We start from the raw sequence: 23,230 nt of genomic DNA on the forward strand, positions 1-23,230 counted from the left end.
ACCAACTCTGAATAAATCTTTAATATCTACAGTATGACTAAACAGGCCGACATACTTACAGAATTTTTAGACTCAAAAACTATTGATTCGCTTTCTCACTTCCTGAACAAGGAAAAAGGATACGAATCGTCTGCCGATACTATTGCCGTAGCGTTTGGTTCAGGAAAGGGTTTTTCAAAAATGAAAGAGGATGCTGCTGAAAAGTTAGTATCGAGTTTCAAAAACAATTTAACCCTTCTTGTACAGAAAACCTGGGTTGAAAAATCGGATATTGCTTTAAAGGATCAGCTGCTCTACCAGCTTGATGTTTTTATGAGCAATAATTCATGGAAAGACAATTACGTTCTCTTTTTGCAGCTGATAAATCAGGCAGTTTTCCTGATGTTCGGACAGAAACCGGATACTCCTGATTTTGCAGAATATACTCTCCGCATTGATCCTGAATTCGGAATTTTCTGGTGGTACATTTCAAACCTTCCTCCCAAAACTGAATGGTCAGAAGAAAAATGCCGGTTAGCTATGCTGCTCGGAATGTATTTCCTTGCAAATTACTAGTTTTTAGATTTTAGCAGACCGGAGCTTGAGTGAGTTCCGGTCTTTTTTTTTAAGGAGTCCATATGAACCTGAAAACCACAACTGATTCTTTGCGTGCTGCAAGCCAGAAACTTGCCCTTCAGAATGCCAGCGAGAAAAATGCTGCACTGGCTGCTGTTGCTGAAGGTCTGGACAAAAATCGTGCATCTATCATTGCTGCAAACGATGAAGATGTAAAAAATGCACGTAATGCCGGTATTTCTGAGTCAATCATTGACCGTCTTATGCTCAACGACAAGAGAATAGACGGCATAATTGACAGTCTTCGCATTGTAATTAGTCAGACAGACCCCGTTGGCGAAGAAGTTGCAGGTTGGAAAACTCCCAATGGAATGTCTATCCGTCAGGTTCGTGTACCGCTCGGAGTTGTGGCAATTATTTACGAAAGCCGTCCGAACGTTACTGTAGACGCCTTCAGTCTTGCTTATAAGAGCGGAAACGCTATTCTGCTTCGCGGTTCATCTTCTGCTTATAATTCAAATAAAGAGATTGTAAGAGTGATTCGTGAAGCGCTGGCCGGAGTGGCTGGTGGCGTTCCAGAAGCAATTGAACTGGTTGAAGTTCGCGAGCACGACCATAGTGATGTTGATGAAATTTTGAACGCTGTTGGTATGATTGATGTATGTCTGCCACGCGGCGGTAAAAAACTGATAGAAAACGTTGTTCGTAATGCCAAAGTTCCGGTTATTGAAACTGGAAGCGGCGTTTGTCATCTTTATGTTGATGAATATGCTGATTTAGATATGGCTGCAAAAATCGCTGAGAACGCTAAAATTCAGCGTCCAAGCGTTTGCAATGCAATTGAGTGCGTTGTCGTACACAACAAGGTTGCAGCTGAGTTCTTACCAAAACTCGAGGCTATTTTCGCAGGCCGCGTAAAAATGCATGCAGACGAAAGAGCTATCCAGCACCTGAAAAATGCTGTTCCAGCAACAGATGCTGATTTCGGCAACGAATATCTCGATTATGAATGCTGTGTAAAGGTTGTAGATTCAATTGAAGAAGCCATCAGCTACATCAATTCACACAACACAAAGCACAGTGAAAGCATTATTTCCGAGAGCCGTGCAAATACAAGACTCTTCCAGGCAATGATTGACGCAAGCTGTGTTTATGTAAATGCAAGTACACGCTTTACAGACGGCGGTGAGTTCGGTTTTGGCGCAGAACTCGGAATCAGCACCCAGAAGCTGCACGCCCGCGGCCCAATGGGAATTAAAGTATTAACAACCACCAAGTATCTTATAGATGGTGAAGGACAGATAAGGTAGGTGCCAGGTTATAGGTTTTAGGTGTCAGGAGGGGAAAGCCTTCCCCTGTCTCGCACTTCGTTGCTCGCCAACCTAAAACCTAATACCTATAACCTTTAATAAGGAGTAAGTTACATGGGAAAAATAAATGAAAGCCTCAAAAAGGCACGCAAAATAGTTATAAAAATCGGCAGCAACACCCTGGCAAAAGCCGACGGAACTCAGAACACTGAGTTCATGGCAGAGTTTGCCGAGCAGTGTGCTGAACTTATCAAACAGGGAAAACAGATTATTCTGGTTTCGTCGGGAGCTCAGGTTGCCGGCGTTTCCACAACAAAGGAATGGGCCCGCAAAAAGGATGTTCACTACCGCCAGGCCCTCTGTGCAATTGGTCAGGTAGAGCTTATGCACCAGTGGCGCAAAGCCTTCCAGAAGCAAGACCTTCACATAGGCCAGCTCCTTCTCACAAAAGATGATTTTAAAAACGAGCACCGCAGTCTCAATATCCGCAACACACTTTTCACACTTGTAGACGAAGGTGTTGTACCCATCATCAACGAAAACGACAGCGTAAGTTTTGATGAAATTAAGATCGGCGATAACGATAACCTGAGTGCTCTCACAGCAATTCTGTGGTCTGCCGACCTTTTGATTTTGTTCAGCGACATCGATGGTGTTTATTCGGATAATCCAAAGACAAACCCAGATGCAAAGCTCATCGAGAGTGTTGATAACATTCCAGAGCTTCGTAAATCAATCAAAATTGGTGATACAAACGCTTTCGGAACCGGCGGCATGGAAACAAAGATTCAGGCTGCAGAGAAGGTTACTGAGTATGGAATTGAGATGCTGCTGGCTAATGGCGGAAAGGAAAAGGCTCTCACCGGACTTTTAGAAGAAAACGCTAAAGGAACAGTATTCAAAACAGAATTATAAGAGGATAAGCTAAAAATTGCTTTCGCAATTTTTTTAACGCTTTTCAATCTATCAAAGGCCGCCCAGGCGGCCTTACTCAGGAGGAAAAAATGAAAATCGGATGTATTGGAACTGGTGCGATGGGCGGAGCGATTATGCGCGCTGTCTGCAAAAAATATGATGTGAGCCAGATTAAGGTTACTGATAAAAATGTTGAGATGGGCAAGGCTTTTGCGGCTGAGACTGGGGCTGTTTTTGTTGAGAATAACACTGATGTGCTCGACTGCGATTATGTTTTTCTTGCTGTGAAGCCGCAGTTCCTTGGCGATGTTTTTGCTGAGATTGCCGGAAAAATTTCTAACAAGACTGTTGTGATTTCTATGGCTGCCGGTGTGAAAATCGAAAAGCTCGAGAACTGGGCACCTAAGGCTCGCTTTATCCGCATGATGCCGAATGTTTGTGCACAGATTGGCGAAGCAATGACCGCCGTTACTTATAAAGATAATATTTCTGATGTTGAGGCAAAAACTGCCATTGAGATTTTGAGCTCAGCTGGAAAAGTAGAAGTTGTTCCTGAAAAACTGATGGACTGTGTAACTGCTGTTAGCGGTTCTGGTCCGGCTTTTGTATTTATGTTTATTGAAGCTCTGGCTGATGCTGCTGTTCGCTGTGGAATGCCACGTGCTCAGGCTTATACTTACGCTGCACAGACTGTTTACGGTTCAGCTGGAATGGTTCTGGAAAGCGGAAAGCATCCTGCAGTTCTTAAAGACATGGTTTGTTCACCTGCCGGAACTACAATCGAAGGTGTTGCAGCCCTCGAAAAAAATAACTTCCGCAATGCAGTAATTGAAGCAGTTACTGCTGCATGCAATCGTTCAATTGCCCTCGGCAAATAAATTTCATTGTCGGGTTTGACCCGACAATCTTTTCGGCTCGCCTGTCAGCAGAATACGAAGATTCAGTTTTACGTACGCACAAATTTCGCGTACGTAGCTGTGAGGAACGTAAATTACCGGGCAGGCAGAACCAATCCCTTTAATATTACTAAAGCCCATTCTTCGGGCAAGGCGTTCGCTGCGACGCAAATGATAGCTGCTTGTTACAACCGCAGTCGGCATATCCAGAATTTCCTGAATACTTACACCTCTATATTCTGAAAGCATTTTACAACTAAACTGAAAATTCTGAATTGTATCTTTAGCCTGATCTTCAACTAAAATCCGCTCAGGCGCAACACCTTTATTTACAAGCTGATTTTTAAGCTCCGGAGCCTCAGCATACGGCAGCCATTTTAAGGTTCCGCCGGTAACAACACAGACAGTTTCCGGATGCTGATTCAGATACTCTGCCGCCAGTTTCACACGATCCATAACAGGCTTTGGCAGATTTCCGTCCTTATCAATTCCCCCACCTAGAAGAATCACATTCTCTGCAGTTTCATTTACTGAAACAATTGCCGGATTCAAAATGAAAATCAGATTGATGATTGCAATAATGCCACCGACTCCTGCCAGACTGATGAACGTTATTTTAATCCACTTCTTCCAGATACTCCAGAACGAGTGTCCGGTTTTGATTCTGTATATTCCAAGAAAAATCAGATAAGCACCAAGGGCTGTCCAGATGTGAGTGAAGGAAACCACGATATCCCAGAAAGTGCCGGGATTCATAAAGGTAATGATGAAATCATAAGATATGCTGATTAGCCCTAGAATGATGAGTGTAATGTTCATTTTTATTCCTTTTCAGATTTATATCGGCAAGCATAGCTTGCCTCTGTGCCGTTCTTTCGATGAACCTAAAGCAACCCTTACGGCTTGCTTTTTAACGGTTCTTCGATTTTAGGCAAATCCCAGTTATGCTTCGGATAGCGGCCCTTCATTTCCTTACAGATCTCAACCCATGCTCCTGTCCAGAAGTGCTCAAGATCTTCAGTAACCTGAAGCGGACGACTGGCCGGCGACAATAGACGCAACAGAACTTTTTTCCCGCAGATTTGTGGTGTTGTAAAACAGCCGAAAATTCGCTGGATTATGATTTCAATAATCGGACGGATTTCTGCCTGTTTTTCGTATTTTACTTTAACACGACGCCCGTTTTCAAGAACAAGCTGTTCTGGAGCCTCGCGATCAATTTCTGAACCATTAAGATACCAGTAAAGGGCATCATAAACAATTTGAGGAGTAAGTGTATTAGACCCGCTTAAAAATGGAATGAGCCATTCGCGGACATTTTCAGAAAGACGGCTGTATAACGAGTTTTCCAGGCCGCATGCCTCCTTATCGATTCCCTCATCCTTCTGCTGCTCAATAAACTCTGCACGAAGCAAAAGGCTTTCAACCCTCGCATCTTTTGGTACAGAATCAAAACCTTTTTCTGTAATTTCGGTAACCCAGGCTTCAGCAAAATCTTCGGGATGAGTAGGCACTTTCTTAGAAGAAAGCACTATTTCCCCATAACATTTCTGTTCAAATTTCTGCAAAGTTCCATGAGCAAATGAGCAGATTTCGCGAATTTCACAGTTTTTCTCAAGAAACTCTCCGATTTTGGCCTCAGGCAATTCAGCAAAATCAAAAATTACAGCATCAGCGTTTTTAGCCATAACCTCAGGCGCAACAAGCCACACAGGAGCATTTGACTTATAAAGTCTTGCCTGACGTCCTCCCGCAAACTTATATTCAGCAGGCTCAACACCAGGAGCACTTGTCCGCATTGCAAGACGATCCGGATATCCGCTCAAAATCAAAAAATCAGATTTATCTTCAACTACGTAATTACAAGCCTTTAAACGGCGTTCCATGTCAGCAATAAACCGATTCTGCAATTCCCGAGACGAGCCCGAATAATTACTGAACTTCAGTAAAAGCTCTCGTCCTTCTTCGCTCAACCGGCCAGTACCATTATCAAAAGCCTCAAGCGCAATACTGCCAAGCCGCGGATGCACACCAAGAGTCAGCGCAGTCCTTCCCTTTTCTGTAAGGTGACCATCATCACGAATCAAACCAAGCTGCCGTAAAAGAGTACTGCTTGTTTTCCACGCTGCTTTCGAAGGACTGTCCAGCCAGTCAATTCCTTCAACACTGTAAACGCCACGCTCGCTGCATTCAAGAACAACCGGAACAAGATCTGTCCTTAAGATTTCCGGAGCCAATTCTTTTACACGAGGGTCATGCTCATCCCAAAGACGGATACAGGTTCCTTCACAAATACGACCGGCACGACCTTTCCGCTGCTCAGCTGAAAATTCACTTTCAACTTCTGTAGAAAGCTTTTCCATACCGGTATTCAAATCCATGCGGTTTATGCGGGCAAGCCCAGAATCAATAACTGTTGTGACGCCGGGAACCGTAAGCGAAGTTTCCGCAATAGCAGAAGACAAAATGACACGTCGCTTTGCATCCTCACCATCATAAGGTGGTTTTATAACCCGCTTCTGCTCTTCAAGAGAAACACTCGAATGAAGTACACAAAGTTCTGTATCGCTATCAGCATCAAAATCACCAGTTTCAAGAAGTGCTTCCTGTGCCTTACGGATATCAGCAATTCCCGGCAGGAAAACAAGAATATTACCCATTACGTCAGATCTCAGCACATCTTTCACAGCCGCAACCACAGACTTCTCCGGCTCATACAAAACCTTTACCGGGAACTGTCTTCCAGGAACAGAAAAGACTGGAACTTCACCAACCGTCCCAAGATAATTCTGTAAACGCTTAGTATCAATTGTTGCCGACATAATCACAACAAAAAGATCGTCCCGCAGCTGCATCGCTTCTTTCAAAAAAGCAAGCGAAAGATCCGTATTCACCGATCTTTCGTGAAACTCATCCAAAACAACAACATTGTAATCTTCCAAAGCAGGATCGCTCTGTAACTGGCGGACAAGAATAGCCTCAGTCACAACCTCCAGCCTTGTATCACGGGTAATCTTACTTTCAAGATGAATTTTATAACCAATCGGATTTCCACAATCTGTCTGCCCCAGAGAACCCGATTCCGCCAGTTCTCCAAGTCTGTTCGACACACCCAAAACCGCAATTCGTCGAGGCTCCGTCATCAAAATCTTTCCAGAAAAATGTTCCAGCAAAGCAAGCGGAAGCACAGTGGATTTTCCAGCCGCCGTTTCTGCAGTTAAAATCAAAAAACGCGAAGGAGAATCTTTCAATGCATTACAAATCTGCTCGAGATAAGGAGTGATAGGAAATTGAGATAAATTAAAATTTTCAGGCATTTTTTATTTTTTCAATACAATGATAGTAAGGTCATCATTCTGCTCACGAGTTCCGCAGAATGAATAAATGCTGTTAGCAATAAAGCTAACCTGCTCAGCTGCAGATTTTTCGATATTTAGTTTAGCAGCTTCCAGCAGACGTTCCTTACCAAAGTATTCATCTTTTTCATTTTTAATATCAATAACACCATCAGAAAAAAGAATCAACTCATCACCATCTTCAAAATCATAATAGAGCGATTCATAATAAACTGGAAAACCTGCAATACCTATAACACCGACAGCCTTTTCACCCAGCTGAACAAAGCTGCACTCACCAGTTTTCTTTTTATACAGAATTGGAGCCGGATGTCCAGCATCAACAAGTTCAAATTTATTTTCATAAAGGCGAACAAGAATACCAGTAAGATAATTTTGAATTTCGCCCTTTTCTTCTATAACGCGGTCATTTATTTTATTAACAATTTCCCAGAGTTCAACATCCGGCTGATTGTAAAATTCCTGATGGATAATATTTTTAACAAGCATAGTCACAAGACCAGAAGAAATACCATGACCTGAAACATCAAAAACTCCAAGTCCATCAAGCTTCTCGCCAGTCTTATAAAAATCGTAAAGGTCACCAGAAACTCCAACCATCGGACGGCTGAAATATCCTACCTCATATTTTTTAATATTCTCAATTTCCTGTCTGAAAAAATTCTGCTGAATTATCGCAGCCATCTTAATTTCATTTTCAAGAGAATCGCTGTGATTTTTCAAATAATATTCAATTCTATAAACAACCCGGGTATAAATTAAAACTACAAAAAGAATAATAAAAACCGTAATTGTAATATTCATACATCTGATGCCAAATAAAGTTCCAGCCGTTACCTGCGCATGAGCCTCAATATTTCGACATGAGAAATAAATATAAAGCAACGAACTTAAAGCAGTAATCGGCAATGCATATCTTTTTTTATTCTCAAAAATAAGGAATGGTAAAAGACCCATCAGAAGAATAAACGAATGGAAACTGCTGTATGAACCAAGATAATAATCCGCCATAATCTGATGTACAATTACTTCCAGCAAACCAATATTATAAACAAATACAAAAGACTTAAGTCGTGGAACAAAAATTAAAATCAGGGTGAAAATTGTAATACTGACGAAGTTGTAATAGAACATCGGTTTTAAGTCTATTGCATAGAAAAAAATACAAATAGCCGAGTGGTATACTAGTGAACATATGCAAACAAAAATAGAAACGAGTCGCGCCCTCTGATAAGAGGATGTGAGACCATTCAAACCTTTTCCCCGTTTTTGTTTAAAGTCCATTTTATCATTATATATTGTTTTTCAAATTTTTTAAAATATTTTATTTTCCATATTTTAAACAGTTCTACCGTCCCACTCTTTTGAATGTTCACGTTCGAATCGAATAGCAGCATCAAAATCAACATCCGGTGCACAGTTCTGTTCGACATTCAAAGCAACCGTATGAAGACGACGGATACAATCAGATTTATCTTTATATCCCAGCTTCGATTTTTCTATGCTATCCCGCAGAATACGAATTGACTCATCATAAATCTTCAGCGGTACCGGGAACGGATGTCCATCCTTACCGCCATGCGCAAAACTAAAACGAGCAGGATCTGTAAAGCGGCTCGGAGTTCCATAAATCACTTCGCTCACCAGCGCAAGAGACTGCAGAGTTCTCGGACCAAGTCCAGGCGTCAGCAGCAGTTCCTCAAAATCTTTTGGCTGAGAATTATAAGCCGTAGCAAGTACTCCACCCAATCTCTTAAGATCCACATCCTGTTTCCTGACTTCATGGTGATTAGGCATAACTATCGAACGTTCGTTAGCTAATTCCGGGAATAACTCCAGTTGTTCTGGCATGGATAAGGGGGAAGTCTCCCCCTCGCCCGCACTTCGTTGCGTGCTACCCCTTCTAACGGGGGACACCCCCGTAACGCCCCCATCCTGTAATAGTATTATTTCACTGGCCGGTTTTTCTATCTGAAGAATTTCATTTATCATTCGCTCCGGCTCTTCACGGCTCATCTCAAGAATAGAACTGCGGGCTTTATCAGCCTGAGAATCTGTAAGGTTTAAGATTTTTCCTTTATTATCTCCAACTACTCCACTATGCGGTTCTTCAACAAACGAACGTAAGTTAGTTGAACACCAGTGATATCTTCTAGCCTTTTTTTCTGCAGTATTCATCCCCTGCTGAACAACAGCCCAGCTTCCACTTCGAGTTAAAACAAAATTATGCTGATAAAGCTGAAATCCATCCTGCACCGCATTATTGTCCACTTTAGCTACAAGTTTACTGTTGCGGATCAGCGCATCTCCATCAAGCCCTTCTGCATCTGCAATTCCTAAGAGTTCATCAGGAGTCATTCGAGAATATTTTCCACGGCCACCACAAACATAGATACCAAGCTCTTTAGCTCTCGGATTAAGTCCACGCTTCAATGCATACATTACACTTGTTGTAATTCCAGAACTATGCCAGTCCATTCCCATTACAGCACCAAACGACTGAAACCATAATGGATCACTTAGACGAACAAGAACTTCTTCAGGACCAAAGTTTTCAACAAGGGATTCTGTTATAAGAGTTCCTAAAACCATCATACGGTCAGCAAGCCATCTCGGCACTGTTCCAGTATGAAGAGGTAAATCTGCATGTCCGCTGTTTCTTATTCCACCCATTTTCCAAACCCGGTTTTATTATATCATGAACAATAAAGGACCGCCAACGGCCACCAGGAGGTAATATGAAAACTTACACTGCTCAGTTTTTTTCTCAGGAAAAATATAAACTCGGAGAATCCCCATTTTACGATTCACGTACAAAAACAATTTCCTGGGTCGACATTATGGACAAAAAGTTTTTTACTCTAGGACCAGATGGAGTTCGTAAAACCTTCTGTTTTAATCAGGCAATTGGTTCAGCCGTTCCAACTGTCAAAGAAAGCTGTTATCTTATTGCCGGAACTGACGGTCTTTATCTTCAGGAAACAAAATCAAATGATTCTGCCTCTGAAACTCCAGCTCCAAAGCTTATCAAAAATCTGAAAGATTATTATGAATCATACCAGCGTTCCAATGACGCCAAAGCAGATCCGGCCGGACGACTTTTTTTAGGTTCATCTGTAGATGACAATATACACGAAGCAAGCGGAAACCTTTTCTGTCTTGATACTCTAAAAGACAACGAAATCACCTGTCTCCAGCCAAATACAAAAATCTCAAATGGAATGGCCTGGAGTGCTGATCGAAAAAAATTTTATTTTTCCGATACACTGCAATATGCCGTTTTTTCATACGATTACAATTTAGAAACTGGAGAAATCTCAAATAGAAAAGTATTGTTTACTCCAGAAGAAAACAAAGGTCTTACAGATGGAATGTGTATCGATGCTGATGACAATCTCTGGGTAGCCTTCTGGGGTGGCAGCCGTATAGAACAACGCAGCACAAAAGACGGCTCTCTTTTAGCAGTAATAAATGTAGATGCAAAGAACGTTACATCCTGCTGTTTTATCGGCGACAATCTCGATACTCTCTTTATCACTACTTCAGGAAATGAACAGACAGGTGAACATGACGGCTGTTTATTTACCTGCAAAGTTGATGTTAAAGGTTGCGGCTGTGATTACTTTAAATTGGTAATATAACCTAAGGCTGCACCGCCACAGGCAATCACTCCTATAGCGAGGCCACCAAGAGCAATCGGTGCTACAGCAACACCGCCAAGGGCAACAATCAAGCCTGCTGCAAGTCCTCCAAGAGAGACAAGGCCTGCACTTACTCCTCCAACTGAAACTACACCAGCACTGATTCCGCCCATTGCAATCACACCAACTGCAATATCACCAATGGCAATAATTCCTTTGGCCCTTCGGGGAACAATTCCTCCAAGATTTATATGAATCATTGGAACGCCATTAAACATCCGTTTGCTTTTATACTCAAAGCCGATTTCCCGTGCTCTGCTGCTATTTGAGGAAACATTCACAAAAGACTTGTTATCAAGAAGTTCATCCACACTGATATTGAAAATATTTGAAAGCATTTTCAGCTGTTCAGGATTTGGCGAAGTTTCTCCTGTCTCCCAGTTTGAAACTGTCTGACGTGCTACATTCAGCTTTTCTGCGAGCATTTCCTGTGACATACCATTTTTTTTACGGCATTCATAAATTTTTGCACCTAACATAATTCACCTCACAGATTATAAAATATCCGCATCTTCAGTTACAGTCTACAAAATATCTTAGGAATTTCCGCAAAGAAACCTAACATTTCCTTAATTATTATCAAGTTCAGCTTTTATTACTTCAAAATCTTCTTCAGTAATATTGTGTTTTTCCATATCGACGTGGCCATCTACAAAGGTAATGCCTTCGGCTTCGAGTTTTTCCCGCTGAGCATCTGGCCCACCAAAAGAAAAACTGCCTGAACAAAAACCTTTTGCATTAACCACCCGATGACAAGGAGTTATCTGATTACTTGGATTTTCGTGAAGGGCGTTTCCAACATAGCGGCGAAGATTACAGTTTCCTGCAAGAGCTGCAACCTGAGAATAGGATGCAACTTTTCCGCGTGGAATCAATCTAACCGCTGCATAGATTTTTTCTTTCAAATCAGACATGACTTTTTTAATAAATTATGATTACCAGTTTTCCCAAACCTTCTGCTGAAGACCGACAGTGGCTGCAGTTTTTCCATTACGACAAACCGGCTGCTTCATCAACTTTACCTGATTTTCAAACAACTTTGATTCTTTCTCACTGTCGTCCAGATAAGCAATACTGGCGTAATCTTTAGCCTTGTTATCAATCAGTAAATCAATTGCATCTGCTCGTGACCCCGTTTCTCTTGCGAGTGCAGAAACTACTGAGTCGAACTCACCGGGAGACATTTCCTTTTCTTTAAGATCTACAAACTGAAAGTCGATGCGGCGTTCCTTAAAAAATCGCTGAGCCGCCTTTGTATCAAAAGATTTATTTGTTCCGAATATCTGAATCATATCTGGAATGATAACATATTTTCTTATACTCCGCCACAAGCCTTTCCATGCTCCACGCGGCATTAGCAGGACTTGTACTCGGAAGACATTCGCAGGTCAAACCAAAGCGCTCTTCATATTGTGCTGCGCAAAATTTTTTCCACAAATTAAAAGAAGTTTTTCCTGTACAAAAGACATGGCGGATTTTTGATTTTTCAAATAATTCAGTAAAATCATTTGGCTTTGCATTTTTTATGCTGGAATCTGCAGCGCCTTGAATATCACAGGAAGCAAGCACATCCCAAAGAGCAAGATTGTGGCGAAGTAAAAACTCTCGTCGTTCTGCGATTGCCGCAAGTCGGTCGGGCGCATTATTCGGGAGTTTCAGTGCCTCGTCAAAAATTTCTGGCACCACCTTCCAGAATCTGTTCTGCGGATGCATGTAGAAAAATCCGGCATTGCGGCTTGCAGGAGACGGCATTGTCCCAAGGATAAGAACTCGGCTTTCTTCATTCCATACCGGTTCTATTTCATGCAAAATTGTTTCTCTGACGTTTTCTTTTTTATCCGACATATTCTGCAACAATGCTCAAAACAGGTCCAAGATAAGTCGGACCAAAAAGATTCAGATGATTCAAAAGCTGATAGAGATTGTAAAGGTCACGGCGGTTTTCATACCCTGGCTGCAGAGGATTTGCTTCACGATATGCTTCGTAGAACTCCGGTGGGAAACCGCCAAAGAGTTCTGTCATTGCTAAATCTGCTTCCGCGTGTCCTACGTAAGTGGCAGGGTCAATCAGCATTGCTTTTCCCTCTGGACCACACATTACATTACCACTCCAGAGATCTCCATGAAGCAGACTTGGCTTTTCTGGTTCAACTAAAAATTCCTCCAGATGATCCAACAGTTTAGTAACTAACTTACGGTCGTTAGTCTCAAAATAAGAATCCGCTGCCTTAAACTGTGGAGCAAGTCTGTTATCACGGAAGAAAGAAATCCAGCTGTCACAAGGTGTATTACACTGTGGCCGTGCACCTATATAATTATCCTGGAAAAATCCGAACTTACCGTTACCCTCAAAATAAATGGAAGTATCTGCTTTATGCATTTTCGCAAGATTCTGTGCCAGCTCCTGCCAGTAATTCTTCTGCTGCTTTCCGCTTTTTATATACTTCAGTAAAAGAAAACTATAGCCTACATCTTCACCATCATCAGTTCCTGTACATAAAATTTCTGGAGTACCAATTGCACCAGTTTTTTCGATTGCAGTAAGTCCTGCCGCCTCTGCTGTAAAAAAGGGCGCATTCTGTTTTGCGTTTGCCTTCATAAAAATATGCTTTCCGTTTGTAAGAGTAAGACCATAGGCCTTATTTATGTCGCCTCCGGAAAGTCTGTCTGTTTCTGCAATAGCAACTGAATTACCAAAAAGTGCAACAAGTGCCCCAGCAAGAGAATTATAATTTGGTGGAAGTGTAATATTCATAAACCCATGATAGACATAAAATCGTGTGATGTCGAGTAGTATTAAATATGACATTGCGATGTCATATTTTCAGCTGTATAATTTCCTTATGCAGATAGATCAGCTTTTCGAATTTGTTTATATCCTCATTGATAAAAAACAGTCCACCGCCAGTGAAATGGCTAAACGATTTGGAGTTTCTACCCGAACCATTTATCGCTGGATAGACGCTCTTTCGGTTTCCGGAGTTCCTGTTTATTCCCTTAAAGGCCGCGGCGGCGGAATTGCCATCTCAGAAAAATATGCTCTTGATAAACGAATCCTTTCTGAAGAAGAACGTCTTGCTATTGTTTCAAGTGTAAAAGCCTTTAACAGTCTGACGGGAAACCCGTCTTCTGCAGTTAATGCAAATTTAAAAGCAGCCGAAAAAATTTCAAGTCTTGTTACCACAGATACTGACTGGCTCGAAGTTGATTTCTCTCCCTGGAGTCCTGAAGGCAGCGAAGTTCGAAAACTCTTTGGAACTCTTCGCGAATGTATTCTTAAAAAACGTCAGGTCTCCTTTGAATATTTTCGTGGAGATGGAAAAACTGAACATCGTCTTGTTCATCCCTGGAAACTGGTTTACAAAGGTCAGGCTTGGTATTTACAGGGCTGGTGTACGACACGACAAGCCGAAAGATTTTTCAAACTTTCCAGAATGAGAAATATTTCAATGACTGGACGTACTGCTACAGTAACCCGCTTTTCTGTTCCGGTTGTTAATTCACAATCTGAAAATCAAAGACCTAAGCCTAAAATGATTACAATAAAAGCAAAGGTTTCAAATAATAAAATCTCATATCTGCTTGATACCTTTATTTGTTCTGAAGTAGTACCAAACAAAGACGGAAGTATTACAGCCAGCTTCACTGTTCCAGATGAAGACTGGCTGCAGGATCTGCTTCTAGGCTTTGGGCCAGATCTCAAAATTCTTTCACCAAAATCAGTTCGTGAAAGAATTATTAAACTTGCCAATGACGTGCTTATTAATTACATAACTCGATAGCTTTTTGCATTTGCAAATCTTCAGCTGCAGAAAGATTTAATATCAGGTTTTCTGGCGCCGGAACTATACCCTTTCCTTCCGGTGTTTTTCCATCCGGATCTGTTACTTTCTGAACAGATACAGCATACTTCCAGCCGTTTACAAGACAGCGTTCCAGAGCAAGTGAGAAAACTCCACAGGTATGATTACCAACCTGAATAACATGAGGCTGCGATGTCATTGCCATAGAGAACTCTTCACCTGCACTCATTGTCTGAGCATTCGTCAAAAGTATTACAGGCTTTGTATATTGCCAGCTTCCATTCTTTTTGATTTCCAGTTCTACTCCAGGACCAAAATCATTTTTACCGGTTCCATTTCTTGTTCGCGAAACTGCATATACTTTATTTTCTGAACAAAAGCGTCCCGATATTCTGGTTACATTCCCTGTTAAACCACCACGATTGCCTCTAACATCAAGAATCATACAGCGTGTATTTTTTAATTCTTCCAATGCTGTATCTATTTCACCAGCCCAATCCTGTTTCTGATTGATTCCAGTCTGTCCACTCGAAAAAGCTGCAATATGAATATACCCAACCGTATCATCAGTTTTTAATGTTCCATAAGTAATAATCTTATTACCGCATTTTTTTGGATTTTCAATATATTGATTGCAAACTTCTGTAAGTGAAAAATTATCAATGGTTGAATTGTCTTCCCCAGAGTTTAAACTTCCAAAAGGAGTTTTTACATATACATGAGAATCTTTCAACGGATACAGAAGTTTTTTAAGTACTTCAAAAAATTCTTTGTCAGTCATATTATCAGAAACCAAAGGCTTGCATTTTTTATATTGCTCATCCCAATCTACACCTCGCACTTCGAACAAAGCATAAGTCTCATCGTAATCTTTCCACAAAGAATCAAACATCTCGTTGTATGTAAGATCAGGAGTTTCTCCATAAAAGAAAGAACAACCCTGCAACAAAATCATTGAGATAAGTAAAAACACAACAATACTTATGAAATTATTTTTTCTCATTTTAATCCTCCTAAAAATTTACTGATACCATGGTTCTGAAATTTCCATCCAGATAATATAAAGGCCGTTCTTTTGGAACAGCAATTCGCGAATATTCAAATCCGAAGCCAAGTCCCGTTGAAAAATGTTTCGAAGCTTTGAACTTGTAATCAAATCCTAAACTGATGCTCTGATAATTATGAAGACTTAAGAAATTTCCAAGAGTTAGAATTTTCATAAAATTTTCTTCCGCATATTTCATAAGCTGAGCATCGCATCCTGCATATGGCGGACTTACACCATAGCCAAACCAAGGCATAGAACCTGTTACCATAAAAGAGTTTCTTTCATCCATGTTGTATTTAAAAACTGTTGTTGGACCTATCGAAATTATTCCTGTGATAGACGGGTAATTTTCAAATTGAAGATAAGCATTGCATGAAAAATTTCCGCCCACAAATAAAACATATTTCTCATTTTTTAAAACATCGTAAGCCGCATCATATTGCAGTCTAATTCGATGAAATGCCAGATTACTTTGAAAAGCCTCATAATAAGATTCGCCAGAAACAGGATCATAATTCTTGTACACTACAGCCGTATTTGTCATTTCTGATTTCGGATGACAAAAATAATAATCGGCTGTGATTATATGAAGCATATTTCCAGAATAAATCTTTGAATCCAGCTGAAACCTTGGAGCAAGAATTTTCTGGGAAATATTTGCAAAGCTTGTTTCCTTATAGCAGCCGAAAGTCCAGTTTATCGATAAGGATATTTCTACCTGAGTTTTCTTTTCCTCTGCAAAAATTGAAAGTGACAATATAAACAACCCAATAATTACAGATAAGAATTTTTTGATTTTCATGTACAACCTCCAGAAAAGTTTTCGCTGTAACTTTACTCTCTGAAGGTTAAGAAAGATATTAGGGTCTGTACTGATTTTAATTGGAATTTGAAATTCAGGGTAAACCCTTAGTCGTTTTGAAGACGTGAGAAAAGTTCCAGCCTGTTTTTTACTCCAACTTTTCTGTAAATATTTGCAAGGTGAGTTTCTATTGTTTTTTCACTGACAAAAAGTGTTTCTGCAAGTTCTTTGTTTGACTTACCATGTAAGAGGGCAACAATGATTTCCTGCTCTCTTTTTGTAATTCCAAAATCTTTTATGAATTCTTCTTTCAAAGTTTTTTCTGTTTTTGAAATTGGAGACAAAAAATAGAAATGATAGAAAACATGATAAACTAAAAGAGAAATTGAAATTATAAAAATGAACGGAGCACTGTGAAGCACAAAAGAAAGAATTAGATTAAATATCGCAAGAAAAAGAATCATCCATTTTTCTTTTCTGAAAACTCCAGTATCAATTCGCTTAAAAAAGCTGATGCTGATGACCAATGAAAAACCTGTTGGTATCCATAATCCGATTAAGTTTAAGATAAAAGCGGGTTTTGAAAAGTTAGTCAAAAAAATCAGAATAATAGAAAATACAAAAACAATTATTGAATATGATAAAACAAATTTTCGGATAGAGGCTGAACTGCTTATCTGAATCAGATCAAATGTAAAATTGACAATGCCATAAGAAAAGAATAATGAAAGGAATGCACCAAAAATACCGATAGGAATTCGTTCAACAAGCGGACTGTGAATTACAGCATACAGATTGTTTGTACTTATCATAAAAAAAGAAAAAAGTATCAAAAGAACATGAAGAAAAAAATTCTTTTTATATCTGAAAAAAAATAAAAGTGATATCAACACAGAAGCAAAAGAAAATATACAGGCTGCAAAAAGAATTATTTCTTCCAAAAAGTACTCCTTAAATAATAGTATAGCATATCACAAATGAAAAAAATAATATTTTTAAATATGACATGCCATTGTCATATTTAAGATCCTATAATAAAAACATGATCAACGCAGATAATTGCCCATTATTATCGAATCTCAACAAGATTTACACTACTCCTATGGGATCAGAACGTATCAGAAAAAATCTTTCTCTGGGTGAAAGTATTACTGATGTTGTGGATTTTTGCAAAAAGAAGATTTCATCCCCAGATTGCAAAATCACTCGCCAAGGCAAGAACTGGTACTGTGAAATTGATGGAATATACATCACAGTAAATGCATACAGCTATACTATTATCACTGCTCATACAACAGCAGTTAAATATCCGCGCAGCAGTCGGTTGTTGAGTTTGTCGAAACACGAAACCACCATCACAAAGCGCCCTTCTTTCACCGCCATCAAATCCTATGAAGAATTTTCTAAATATTACTGGTACCGCGAAGAGCTCCAGACTATCTGCAAATCATTGAATATCGATGCCTCAGGTATGAAAGCAGAACTCAACCACAACATAGAAGAATACTTTAAAGGCAATTTCATTCCACCAAAAAAATCAAACACTTTCAGCCCCTCAGTTACCAAACACCATACTTCCCCAAAGGCTGCCACTTCCATCACCACTCTCACCACCCAAACCAGCCTCATAGAATGCGGTTTCTGCTTCAACCAGCGCTTTCGCGATTTTTTCTCTCAACAGACTGGAATCGATAATTTCAAATTCAACGTCGATATGGTAGCCACTGTTCGTAAAGTAAAGGAAACCAACGATATCTCTTTCACCCTCGGTGACCTCCTCGACATTTTTTACGGCACTAAAACTTACGCAAAATACGACAAAGTCTCTCTACAATGGAACAAGTTCGTTCACGACTTCTGCGCTGACCCAGCCACCACTCACTTTAAAAATAAACTCAAAACCGCTTCAATCCTCTGGAAAGAAGTTCGTACTTCTACCAGAGAAAAAATATACACTACTGAACTTCTTAAAGAATTCAGTGATATAATAAACAAGGAGAACTAAATGCCAAGACCAAAAACTAAAGACGACCTGCTTACAGCAGCAAAAGAAAACTATGACAAACTTATCAAGCTCATCGACGGAATGTCTGAAAAAGAACTTAATACACCATTTGATTTTTCAGGCGAACCAAGCAAGAAAGAAGCTCACTGGAGCCGCGACAGAAATGTCCGCGATGTCCTTATACACCTTTATGAATGGCATCAGCTTATGCTCAAATTTCCGAAAAACAATAAAGACATCACTGACAAAAAATCAGCCATTGCCTTCCTCCCATCAGAATATTCGTGGAAAACTTATGGCGCAATGAATGTAATGTTCTGGAATAATCATCAGAAAACAAGTCTGGAAGAAGCTAGAAAGTTGCTCGATAAAAGCCACGCCGATGTAATAAATCTGATAGAGAGTTATTCAAACGAAGAACTTTTTATTCCAAAGTATTTTGCATGGACAGGAAACGCAGCGCTTGGAGATTATTGTGTCAGTACAACCTCAAGCCACTACGACTGGGCTATGAAAAAAATCAAAGCTCATATTAAGAATTGTAAATAATCAAACTTATATTTTTTTCAAAAGAGATTTTTAATATGACATCACCTTGTCATATTTTCATGCTATAATACAAACATGCACTTCGTGAACGCAAAAACAATTCTTACTCCTCACAGTATGAACATCTATCGTGGTTGTTCCCACGGTTGCATCTATTGTGATTCACGAAGTAAATGTTATCAGTTCACTCATGATTTTGAAGACATAGAAGTAAAACAAAACGCACCCGAGCTTCTCGAAGCCGCTCTCAAAAAAAAGCGAAAGCGCTGCATGATAGGTACCGGCTCTATGTGCGATCCTTACATCCCTTTAGAAAAAGAACTCCAGCTTACACGCCGCTGCCTCGAAATCATAGACCGCTATAATTTCGGTGCAACTCTTATTACTAAGTCAGATCTTGTACTTCGTGACCTCGATATTCTTACTCACATAAATCAAAAAACAAAGGCTGTAGTTCAAATGACACTCACCACCGCAGACGACACTCTCTGTAAAAAAATTGAACCCAATGTCTGTCCAACAAGCCGACGCTTCGAAGTACTTCAGGCCTTTCACAAAGCCGGCATTCCAACCGTTGTCTGGTTCAGCCCGCTTCTCCCATTCATAAACGACACAAAAGAAAATATCGAAGGCATTGTAGACCTTTGTGCCCGGGCCGGAGTTCACGCAATCATCTGCTTTGGAATTGGGCTCACTTTGCGAGAAGGTAACCGCGAATATTTTTATGCCGCCTTAGACCGTAATTTTCCATCACTTTCTGCTGATCAGATTTCTCTCAAGCAACGCTACATAAAAACTTTCGGTTACAATTACATGGTAAACAGTCCGAACAGTCACGCCCTTATGTCTTATCTCTCACAACTCTGTAAACGCAACAACATCATGCTAGGTACTGATTCTGTTTTCAAATGGATTGAAAAGTTTCCAGACAACGACCCTCTTCAACCAGAATTATTTTAATTACAAACGTATGAATGACAAAATTGACTAATCAGTTTATTATTTAATTGATTATGAAAAAGCATTCTAAAAAATCAAATTATGAAATCATCAAAGACAAAAAGCGTTTCAAAATTTTTCATAAGAACGTTTACAGCCGTCTCATAATCAACTTCCTGTTCATCTCCATTCAAATCTTCCTTCTGGCCTTTTTCATTTTCCGACTCGAAAAATACCTCGAAGTCTATTTTGGAATTTCCCTCGCCCTCACAGCCGGGTTCATGATTTTCATAGTAAACAAAAAAGGACGCAACGAGTTCAAGCTCGCCTGGATCGTTCCGATGATCTTCGTCCCACTGTTCAGCATCGCCGCATACCTTATGTATCATACAAACCGAGGCTCACATCGACACTCAAAAAGACTCGCCTTGCTTCGTGAACAAACTGAAATCTTACTTCCGGCAAACATACCTTCTTCACTCAGAGAACAGAAAGAATTGATACGCGAGTTCTCTAAAAATCCATCTGCAGATTTAATCTACTACCTCACAAATAATTTTTTCTTTCCTTACAAGAACTGCAATACAACTTATTATCCAAATGGCGAAACTTTTTTCCCAGCCTTGATAGAAGAAATTAAAAACGCACAGAAATTTATCTTCCTTGAATTTTTCATTATCGATGTAGACAGTTCCTGGAACGAGATTTTAAGCGCACTTCAGGAACGCCAGAAAAATGGAGTTGAAATCCGAATCCTCTGCGACGGCCTCGGATCCCCTGTAGCTTCTACTTCGTTCTATCAGAAGTATCTGAAATCAAAGGGCTTTGATTCGAGGGTATTCCTCCCAATCATTCCGATTGTTTCAACACACCTCAATAACCGTGACCACCGTAAAATCGTAATCATCGACGGCAAGACAGCCTTTACCGGCGGTCTTAATCTTGCCGACGAATATTTCAATCGTGGTAAAAACCGCTTTCCATACTGGAAAGACAATGCTGTTAAAATACAGGGAATCGCTGTCCACACCTTCATGCAGCTTTTCCTGCAGAACTGGAATCTTTATTCCAAAACTCCTGAAGATTTTTCTCCATATCTCCCGGCCCTCAGTACACAACTAGATCTCGACCCTCAGCAGTCACCCAGTGCATCACAAGACTTCAACTCTCAGCAAATCCCCGGTACACAACAAGAACTCGCTCCTAAACAAGCCCTCCCCGCACACCCCGGCATCACCATCCCTTACGGCGACGACTTTTTCAACAACAAAGACATTGCAGAAAACATTTATTTCTACATCATAAATAATGCAAAAAAATATCTGAACATCACAACTCCTTATATCCTCATAGATAACCTGTTACAGGAAGCCCTGTTCTTTGCCGCAGCCCGCGGAGTCGAAGTTTCTATCATCGTGCCATCAGTTCCAGATCATCTTCTCACATTCTGCATTGGAAAAACATATCTGGAATCTTTTGTTGATAACGGAATAAAAGTTTATCTCTACAATAAAGGTTTTATCCATTCTAAAATGTTCATCGCTGATGACCATATCGCAACCATTGGTTCAGTGAATCTCGACTACAGAAGCCTCTATCATCATTTCGAAAATGGAGTTGTCTTTTTAGATTCACCAGTGGTACACGATGCAAAAGCAGATTTTGATGAAACCCTCAAAGACTGTACTCACATGCAGAAAGGTGATTATAAAAAGATTCCTCTTTATCAGAGAGTACTCGGCCGCCTTTTCCGCATCTTCGCACCACTGTTTTAATACTTCCTTCAATAACAATCTCTTCTAATGACGCAAAGCCCTCTTTTATGTTAAAATGCTTTCCGTAAAAAAATTTTTTTAGAGGTTTATTTATGGAAACTCAAACAAAACAGCGCAACTCGTTTACTGGTTCAATCGGGTTCGTTCTCGCTGCAGCAGGTAGTGCCGTAGGTCTTGGAAACATCTGGCGCTTCCCATATCTCGCAGCAAAAGATGGCGGTGGACTCTTTCTCGTAGTTTACCTTGCCCTCGCTCTTACATTCGGTTTTGCTCTTCTCATCACAGAAGTAGCAATTGGTAGAAAGACTCAGGAAAGTCCTCTTACTGCTTATTCAAAAATCAGCAAGAAATGGGGCTTCCTCGGAATCTTCTCTTTCGTCGTACCATTCATCATCTATCCTTACTACTGTGTAATCGGTGGATGGGTAATGAAGTACATGTTCAGCTACCTCGCTTTCCAGGGCCAGGTTGCAGTTGCAGACGGATTCTTCACAGGCTTTATCACATCACAGTGGCAGCCAATTTTCTATACAGTTCTTTTTGCAGTTCTCTGTTTCATTATTGTTTATAAAGGTGTTGAGCACGGAATCGAAAAGTATTCAAAAATCCTTATGCCAATTCTTGTTGTAATTGTAATCTTCATTGCAATCTACTCACTTTTCATCAGCCACACAGACGAAGCTGGCGTAACACGTACAGGTCTCCAGGGTGCTGCAGTTTACTTCATTCCAAACTTTGAAGGACTCACATTCAAGGGCTTCCTTACAGTTTGTCTTGATGCAATGGGACAGCTTTTCTACTCACTCTCAATTGCTATGGGTATTATGATTGCTTACGGTTCATACATGAAGAAAGATGTTAACCTCGGTAAGTCTGTAAACCAGATCGAAATCTTCGATACAGGTATCGCTCTTCTCGCTGGTATGATGATTATCCCAGCCGTATTTGCATTCTCTGGAAAAGAAGGTATGTCTGCAGGTCCAGGACTTATGTTCATCACACTTCCAAAAGTATTCAACTCTCTTGGTAAGTTCGGTGAGTTCATCGGTCTCATCTTCTTCGTAATGGTAATGTTCGCCGCCCTCACTTCTGCTGTATCAATTCTCGAAGCAATCACATCTTCTATGATGGATAAGTTCAAGTGGAGCCGCAAGAAATCTACTCTCGTTATGGCAGCAAGCACATTCGTTGTTTCAATCATCGTTTGTCTCGGATACAACGTATTCTACTTCGACCTCAAACTTCCGAACGGTAGTGTTGGTCAGATTCTCGATATCCTCGACTACGCAAGTAACAACGTTCTCATGCCAATCATTGGTCTTCTTACTTGTATCCTTATCGGTTGGGTTGCTAAGCCAAAAACAACAATCGATGAGATTACCCTCAATGGTGAAAAGTTCGGTCGTAAGACTCTCTACGTTGTAATGATTAAGTTCGTCGCACCAATCCTTCTTTTCATCATCCTCTTGAAGGGAATCGGTATTCTTTAATTTTTGAAGGGGAAAGACTTCCCCTCACTCCAAATAAGAAGGCTGCAGTGGTAAACCACCGCAGCCTTTTTATTTTACGCTACCCC

Annotated in this window: 23 protein-coding genes; 11 read left to right on the forward strand and 12 right to left on the reverse strand. The window is 40.4% G+C overall.

Features of this window, described 5'->3' with window-relative positions; all coding sequences use genetic code 11:
- Positions 1-33 precede the first annotated feature (33 nt).
- The 4 genes from BMY21_RS10790 to proC all read left to right on the forward strand — a co-directional run bounded on the left by BMY21_RS10790 (position 34) and on the right by proC (position 3,658).
- On the forward strand, positions 34-555 hold the full coding sequence (locus BMY21_RS10790) for a hypothetical protein (RefSeq protein ID WP_074644025.1): 522 nt from the start codon (positions 34-36) through the stop codon (positions 553-555).
- Between the two features lie 62 nt (positions 556-617).
- A complete protein-coding gene (locus BMY21_RS10795; RefSeq protein WP_074644028.1) occupies positions 618-1,865 on the forward strand; it encodes a glutamate-5-semialdehyde dehydrogenase in 1,248 nt (415 codons plus the stop codon).
- A gap of 114 nt (positions 1,866-1,979) precedes the next feature.
- Positions 1,980-2,780, forward strand: coding sequence for a glutamate 5-kinase (gene proB, locus BMY21_RS10800; RefSeq protein ID WP_074644029.1), 801 nt, complete (start codon positions 1,980-1,982; stop codon positions 2,778-2,780).
- A gap of 89 nt (positions 2,781-2,869) precedes the next feature.
- A complete protein-coding gene (proC, locus tag BMY21_RS10805) occupies positions 2,870-3,658 on the forward strand; it encodes a pyrroline-5-carboxylate reductase (protein WP_074644032.1) in 789 nt (262 codons plus the stop codon).
- A gap of 3 nt (positions 3,659-3,661) precedes the next feature.
- On the opposite strand, the gene BMY21_RS10810 is transcribed toward proC, so the two are convergent.
- The 4 genes from BMY21_RS10810 to BMY21_RS10825 form a co-directional block, all read right to left on the reverse strand.
- Positions 3,662-4,495: a YdcF family protein gene (locus BMY21_RS10810; protein ID WP_074644035.1), complete on the reverse strand. Its 834-nt coding sequence runs from the start codon at positions 4,493-4,495 to the stop codon at positions 3,662-3,664.
- 77 nt (positions 4,496-4,572) lie between these two features.
- Positions 4,573-6,993 carry an ATP-dependent RNA helicase gene (locus tag BMY21_RS10815; protein ID WP_074644036.1) on the reverse strand — a complete coding sequence of 807 codons (2,421 nt, stop codon included), beginning with the start codon at positions 6,991-6,993 and terminating at the stop codon, positions 4,573-4,575.
- Positions 6,994-6,996: 3 nt separating this feature from the next.
- Positions 6,997-8,166 (reverse strand): PP2C family protein-serine/threonine phosphatase, encoded by a 1,170-nt coding sequence (locus BMY21_RS10820; protein ID WP_074644039.1) that lies wholly within the window; start codon positions 8,164-8,166, stop codon positions 6,997-6,999.
- 204 nt (positions 8,167-8,370) lie between these two features.
- Positions 8,371-9,705 (reverse strand): DUF763 domain-containing protein, encoded by a 1,335-nt coding sequence (locus BMY21_RS10825; protein WP_074644040.1) that lies wholly within the window; start codon positions 9,703-9,705, stop codon positions 8,371-8,373.
- 65 nt (positions 9,706-9,770) lie between these two features.
- On the opposite strand from BMY21_RS10825, the gene BMY21_RS10830 reads away from it, so the two are divergent.
- A complete protein-coding gene (locus BMY21_RS10830; protein ID WP_074644043.1) occupies positions 9,771-10,673 on the forward strand; it encodes an SMP-30/gluconolactonase/LRE family protein in 903 nt (300 codons plus the stop codon).
- Here the strand turns inward: BMY21_RS10830 and BMY21_RS10835 are convergent.
- From BMY21_RS10835 to BMY21_RS10855, 5 genes are all read right to left on the reverse strand, one after another.
- Positions 10,652-11,212, reverse strand: coding sequence for a helix-turn-helix domain-containing protein (locus BMY21_RS10835; protein WP_074644044.1), 561 nt, complete (start codon positions 11,210-11,212; stop codon positions 10,652-10,654). The genes BMY21_RS10830 and BMY21_RS10835 overlap by 22 nt on opposite strands.
- A 90-nt stretch (positions 11,213-11,302) precedes the next feature.
- Complete coding sequence (locus tag BMY21_RS10840) at positions 11,303-11,647, reverse strand: MGMT family protein (RefSeq protein WP_074644046.1); 345 nt, start codon at positions 11,645-11,647, stop codon at positions 11,303-11,305.
- Positions 11,648-11,668: 21 nt separating this feature from the next.
- Positions 11,669-12,025 carry an arsenate reductase family protein gene (locus BMY21_RS10845; RefSeq protein WP_074644048.1) on the reverse strand — a complete coding sequence of 119 codons (357 nt, stop codon included), beginning with the start codon at positions 12,023-12,025 and terminating at the stop codon, positions 11,669-11,671.
- Positions 12,000-12,542, reverse strand: a complete 543-nt coding sequence (locus BMY21_RS10850) for a DNA-deoxyinosine glycosylase (protein WP_256210396.1) — start codon at positions 12,540-12,542, stop codon at positions 12,000-12,002. Before BMY21_RS10850 ends, BMY21_RS10845 begins: the two co-directional genes overlap by 26 nt.
- 25 nt (positions 12,543-12,567) lie before the next feature.
- The gene (locus BMY21_RS10855; RefSeq protein WP_074644053.1) at positions 12,568-13,488 is read right to left on the reverse strand and encodes a fructosamine kinase family protein; all 921 of its coding nucleotides are present in this window, start codon (positions 13,486-13,488) and stop codon (positions 12,568-12,570) included.
- 88 nt (positions 13,489-13,576) lie between these two features.
- Between BMY21_RS10855 and BMY21_RS10860 the strand changes: the two genes are divergently transcribed.
- Positions 13,577-14,515, forward strand: coding sequence for a helix-turn-helix transcriptional regulator (locus BMY21_RS10860; RefSeq protein WP_177177751.1), 939 nt, complete (start codon positions 13,577-13,579; stop codon positions 14,513-14,515).
- On the opposite strand, the gene BMY21_RS10865 is transcribed toward BMY21_RS10860, so the two are convergent.
- From BMY21_RS10865 to BMY21_RS10875, 3 genes are all read right to left on the reverse strand, one after another.
- Positions 14,496-15,539: a S41 family peptidase gene (locus BMY21_RS10865; protein ID WP_074644057.1), complete on the reverse strand. Its 1,044-nt coding sequence runs from the start codon at positions 15,537-15,539 to the stop codon at positions 14,496-14,498. The genes BMY21_RS10860 and BMY21_RS10865 overlap by 20 nt on opposite strands.
- Before the next feature lie 10 nt (positions 15,540-15,549).
- Positions 15,550-16,386, reverse strand: coding sequence for a hypothetical protein (locus tag BMY21_RS10870; RefSeq protein WP_074644059.1), 837 nt, complete (start codon positions 16,384-16,386; stop codon positions 15,550-15,552).
- A gap of 107 nt (positions 16,387-16,493) precedes the next feature.
- Positions 16,494-17,198: a helix-turn-helix domain-containing protein gene (locus BMY21_RS10875; protein WP_143064216.1), complete on the reverse strand. Its 705-nt coding sequence runs from the start codon at positions 17,196-17,198 to the stop codon at positions 16,494-16,496.
- Positions 17,199-17,428: 230 nt separating this feature from the next.
- On the opposite strand from BMY21_RS10875, the gene BMY21_RS10885 reads away from it, so the two are divergent.
- From BMY21_RS10885 to BMY21_RS10910, 5 genes are all read left to right on the forward strand, one after another.
- On the forward strand, positions 17,429-18,391 hold the full coding sequence (locus BMY21_RS10885; protein WP_177177752.1) for a DUF3781 domain-containing protein: 963 nt from the start codon (positions 17,429-17,431) through the stop codon (positions 18,389-18,391).
- Entirely contained in the window at positions 18,392-18,940 is a 549-nt protein-coding gene (locus tag BMY21_RS10890) for a ClbS/DfsB family four-helix bundle protein (protein WP_074644064.1), read from the forward strand.
- 75 nt (positions 18,941-19,015) lie between these two features.
- On the forward strand, positions 19,016-19,900 hold the full coding sequence (locus BMY21_RS10895) for an SPL family radical SAM protein (protein ID WP_074644065.1): 885 nt from the start codon (positions 19,016-19,018) through the stop codon (positions 19,898-19,900).
- A gap of 53 nt (positions 19,901-19,953) precedes the next feature.
- Complete coding sequence (locus BMY21_RS10905) at positions 19,954-21,654, forward strand: phospholipase D-like domain-containing protein (protein WP_083379838.1); 1,701 nt, start codon at positions 19,954-19,956, stop codon at positions 21,652-21,654.
- A gap of 92 nt (positions 21,655-21,746) precedes the next feature.
- On the forward strand, positions 21,747-23,144 hold the full coding sequence (locus BMY21_RS10910; RefSeq protein ID WP_074644073.1) for a sodium-dependent transporter: 1,398 nt from the start codon (positions 21,747-21,749) through the stop codon (positions 23,142-23,144).
- Positions 23,145-23,230 lie beyond the last annotated feature (86 nt).

Source organism: Treponema bryantii (assembly GCF_900111035.1).
Lineage (GTDB): Bacteria > Spirochaetota > Spirochaetia > Treponematales > Treponemataceae > Treponema_D > Treponema_D bryantii_C.

Excerpts from the sequence above, each read along its gene's own strand:
- BMY21_RS10855 (WP_074644053.1), bottom strand. The coding sequence starts at position 13,488 with ATGAATATTACACTTCCACCAAATTATAATTCTCTTGCTGGGGCACTT.
- BMY21_RS10890 (WP_074644064.1), top strand. The coding sequence starts at position 18,392 with ATGCCAAGACCAAAAACTAAAGACGACCTGCTTACAGCAGCAAAAGAA.
- BMY21_RS10835 (WP_074644044.1), bottom strand. The coding sequence starts at position 11,212 with ATGTTAGGTGCAAAAATTTATGAATGCCGTAAAAAAAATGGTATGTCA.
- BMY21_RS10840 (WP_074644046.1), bottom strand. The coding sequence starts at position 11,647 with ATGTCTGATTTGAAAGAAAAAATCTATGCAGCGGTTAGATTGATTCCA.
- BMY21_RS10810 (WP_074644035.1), bottom strand. The coding sequence starts at position 4,495 with ATGAACATTACACTCATCATTCTAGGGCTAATCAGCATATCTTATGAT.
- BMY21_RS10895 (WP_074644065.1), top strand. The coding sequence starts at position 19,016 with ATGCACTTCGTGAACGCAAAAACAATTCTTACTCCTCACAGTATGAAC.
- proB (WP_074644029.1), top strand. The coding sequence starts at position 1,980 with ATGGGAAAAATAAATGAAAGCCTCAAAAAGGCACGCAAAATAGTTATA.
- BMY21_RS10885 (WP_177177752.1), top strand. The coding sequence starts at position 17,429 with ATGATCAACGCAGATAATTGCCCATTATTATCGAATCTCAACAAGATT.
- BMY21_RS10875 (WP_143064216.1), bottom strand. The coding sequence starts at position 17,198 with ATGATAAGTACAAACAATCTGTATGCTGTAATTCACAGTCCGCTTGTT.
- BMY21_RS10825 (WP_074644040.1), bottom strand. The coding sequence starts at position 9,705 with ATGGGTGGAATAAGAAACAGCGGACATGCAGATTTACCTCTTCATACT.
- BMY21_RS10830 (WP_074644043.1), top strand. The coding sequence starts at position 9,771 with ATGAAAACTTACACTGCTCAGTTTTTTTCTCAGGAAAAATATAAACTC.
- BMY21_RS10815 (WP_074644036.1), bottom strand. The coding sequence starts at position 6,993 with ATGCCTGAAAATTTTAATTTATCTCAATTTCCTATCACTCCTTATCTC.
- BMY21_RS10860 (WP_177177751.1), top strand. The coding sequence starts at position 13,577 with ATGCAGATAGATCAGCTTTTCGAATTTGTTTATATCCTCATTGATAAA.
- BMY21_RS10870 (WP_074644059.1), bottom strand. The coding sequence starts at position 16,386 with ATGAAAATCAAAAAATTCTTATCTGTAATTATTGGGTTGTTTATATTG.
- BMY21_RS10820 (WP_074644039.1), bottom strand. The coding sequence starts at position 8,166 with ATGTTCTATTACAACTTCGTCAGTATTACAATTTTCACCCTGATTTTA.
- BMY21_RS10845 (WP_074644048.1), bottom strand. The coding sequence starts at position 12,025 with ATGATTCAGATATTCGGAACAAATAAATCTTTTGATACAAAGGCGGCT.
- BMY21_RS10865 (WP_074644057.1), bottom strand. The coding sequence starts at position 15,539 with ATGAGAAAAAATAATTTCATAAGTATTGTTGTGTTTTTACTTATCTCA.
- BMY21_RS10790 (WP_074644025.1), top strand. The coding sequence starts at position 34 with ATGACTAAACAGGCCGACATACTTACAGAATTTTTAGACTCAAAAACT.
- BMY21_RS10795 (WP_074644028.1), top strand. The coding sequence starts at position 618 with ATGAACCTGAAAACCACAACTGATTCTTTGCGTGCTGCAAGCCAGAAA.
- BMY21_RS10910 (WP_074644073.1), top strand. The coding sequence starts at position 21,747 with ATGGAAACTCAAACAAAACAGCGCAACTCGTTTACTGGTTCAATCGGG.
- BMY21_RS10905 (WP_083379838.1), top strand. The coding sequence starts at position 19,954 with ATGAAAAAGCATTCTAAAAAATCAAATTATGAAATCATCAAAGACAAA.
- proC (WP_074644032.1), top strand. The coding sequence starts at position 2,870 with ATGAAAATCGGATGTATTGGAACTGGTGCGATGGGCGGAGCGATTATG.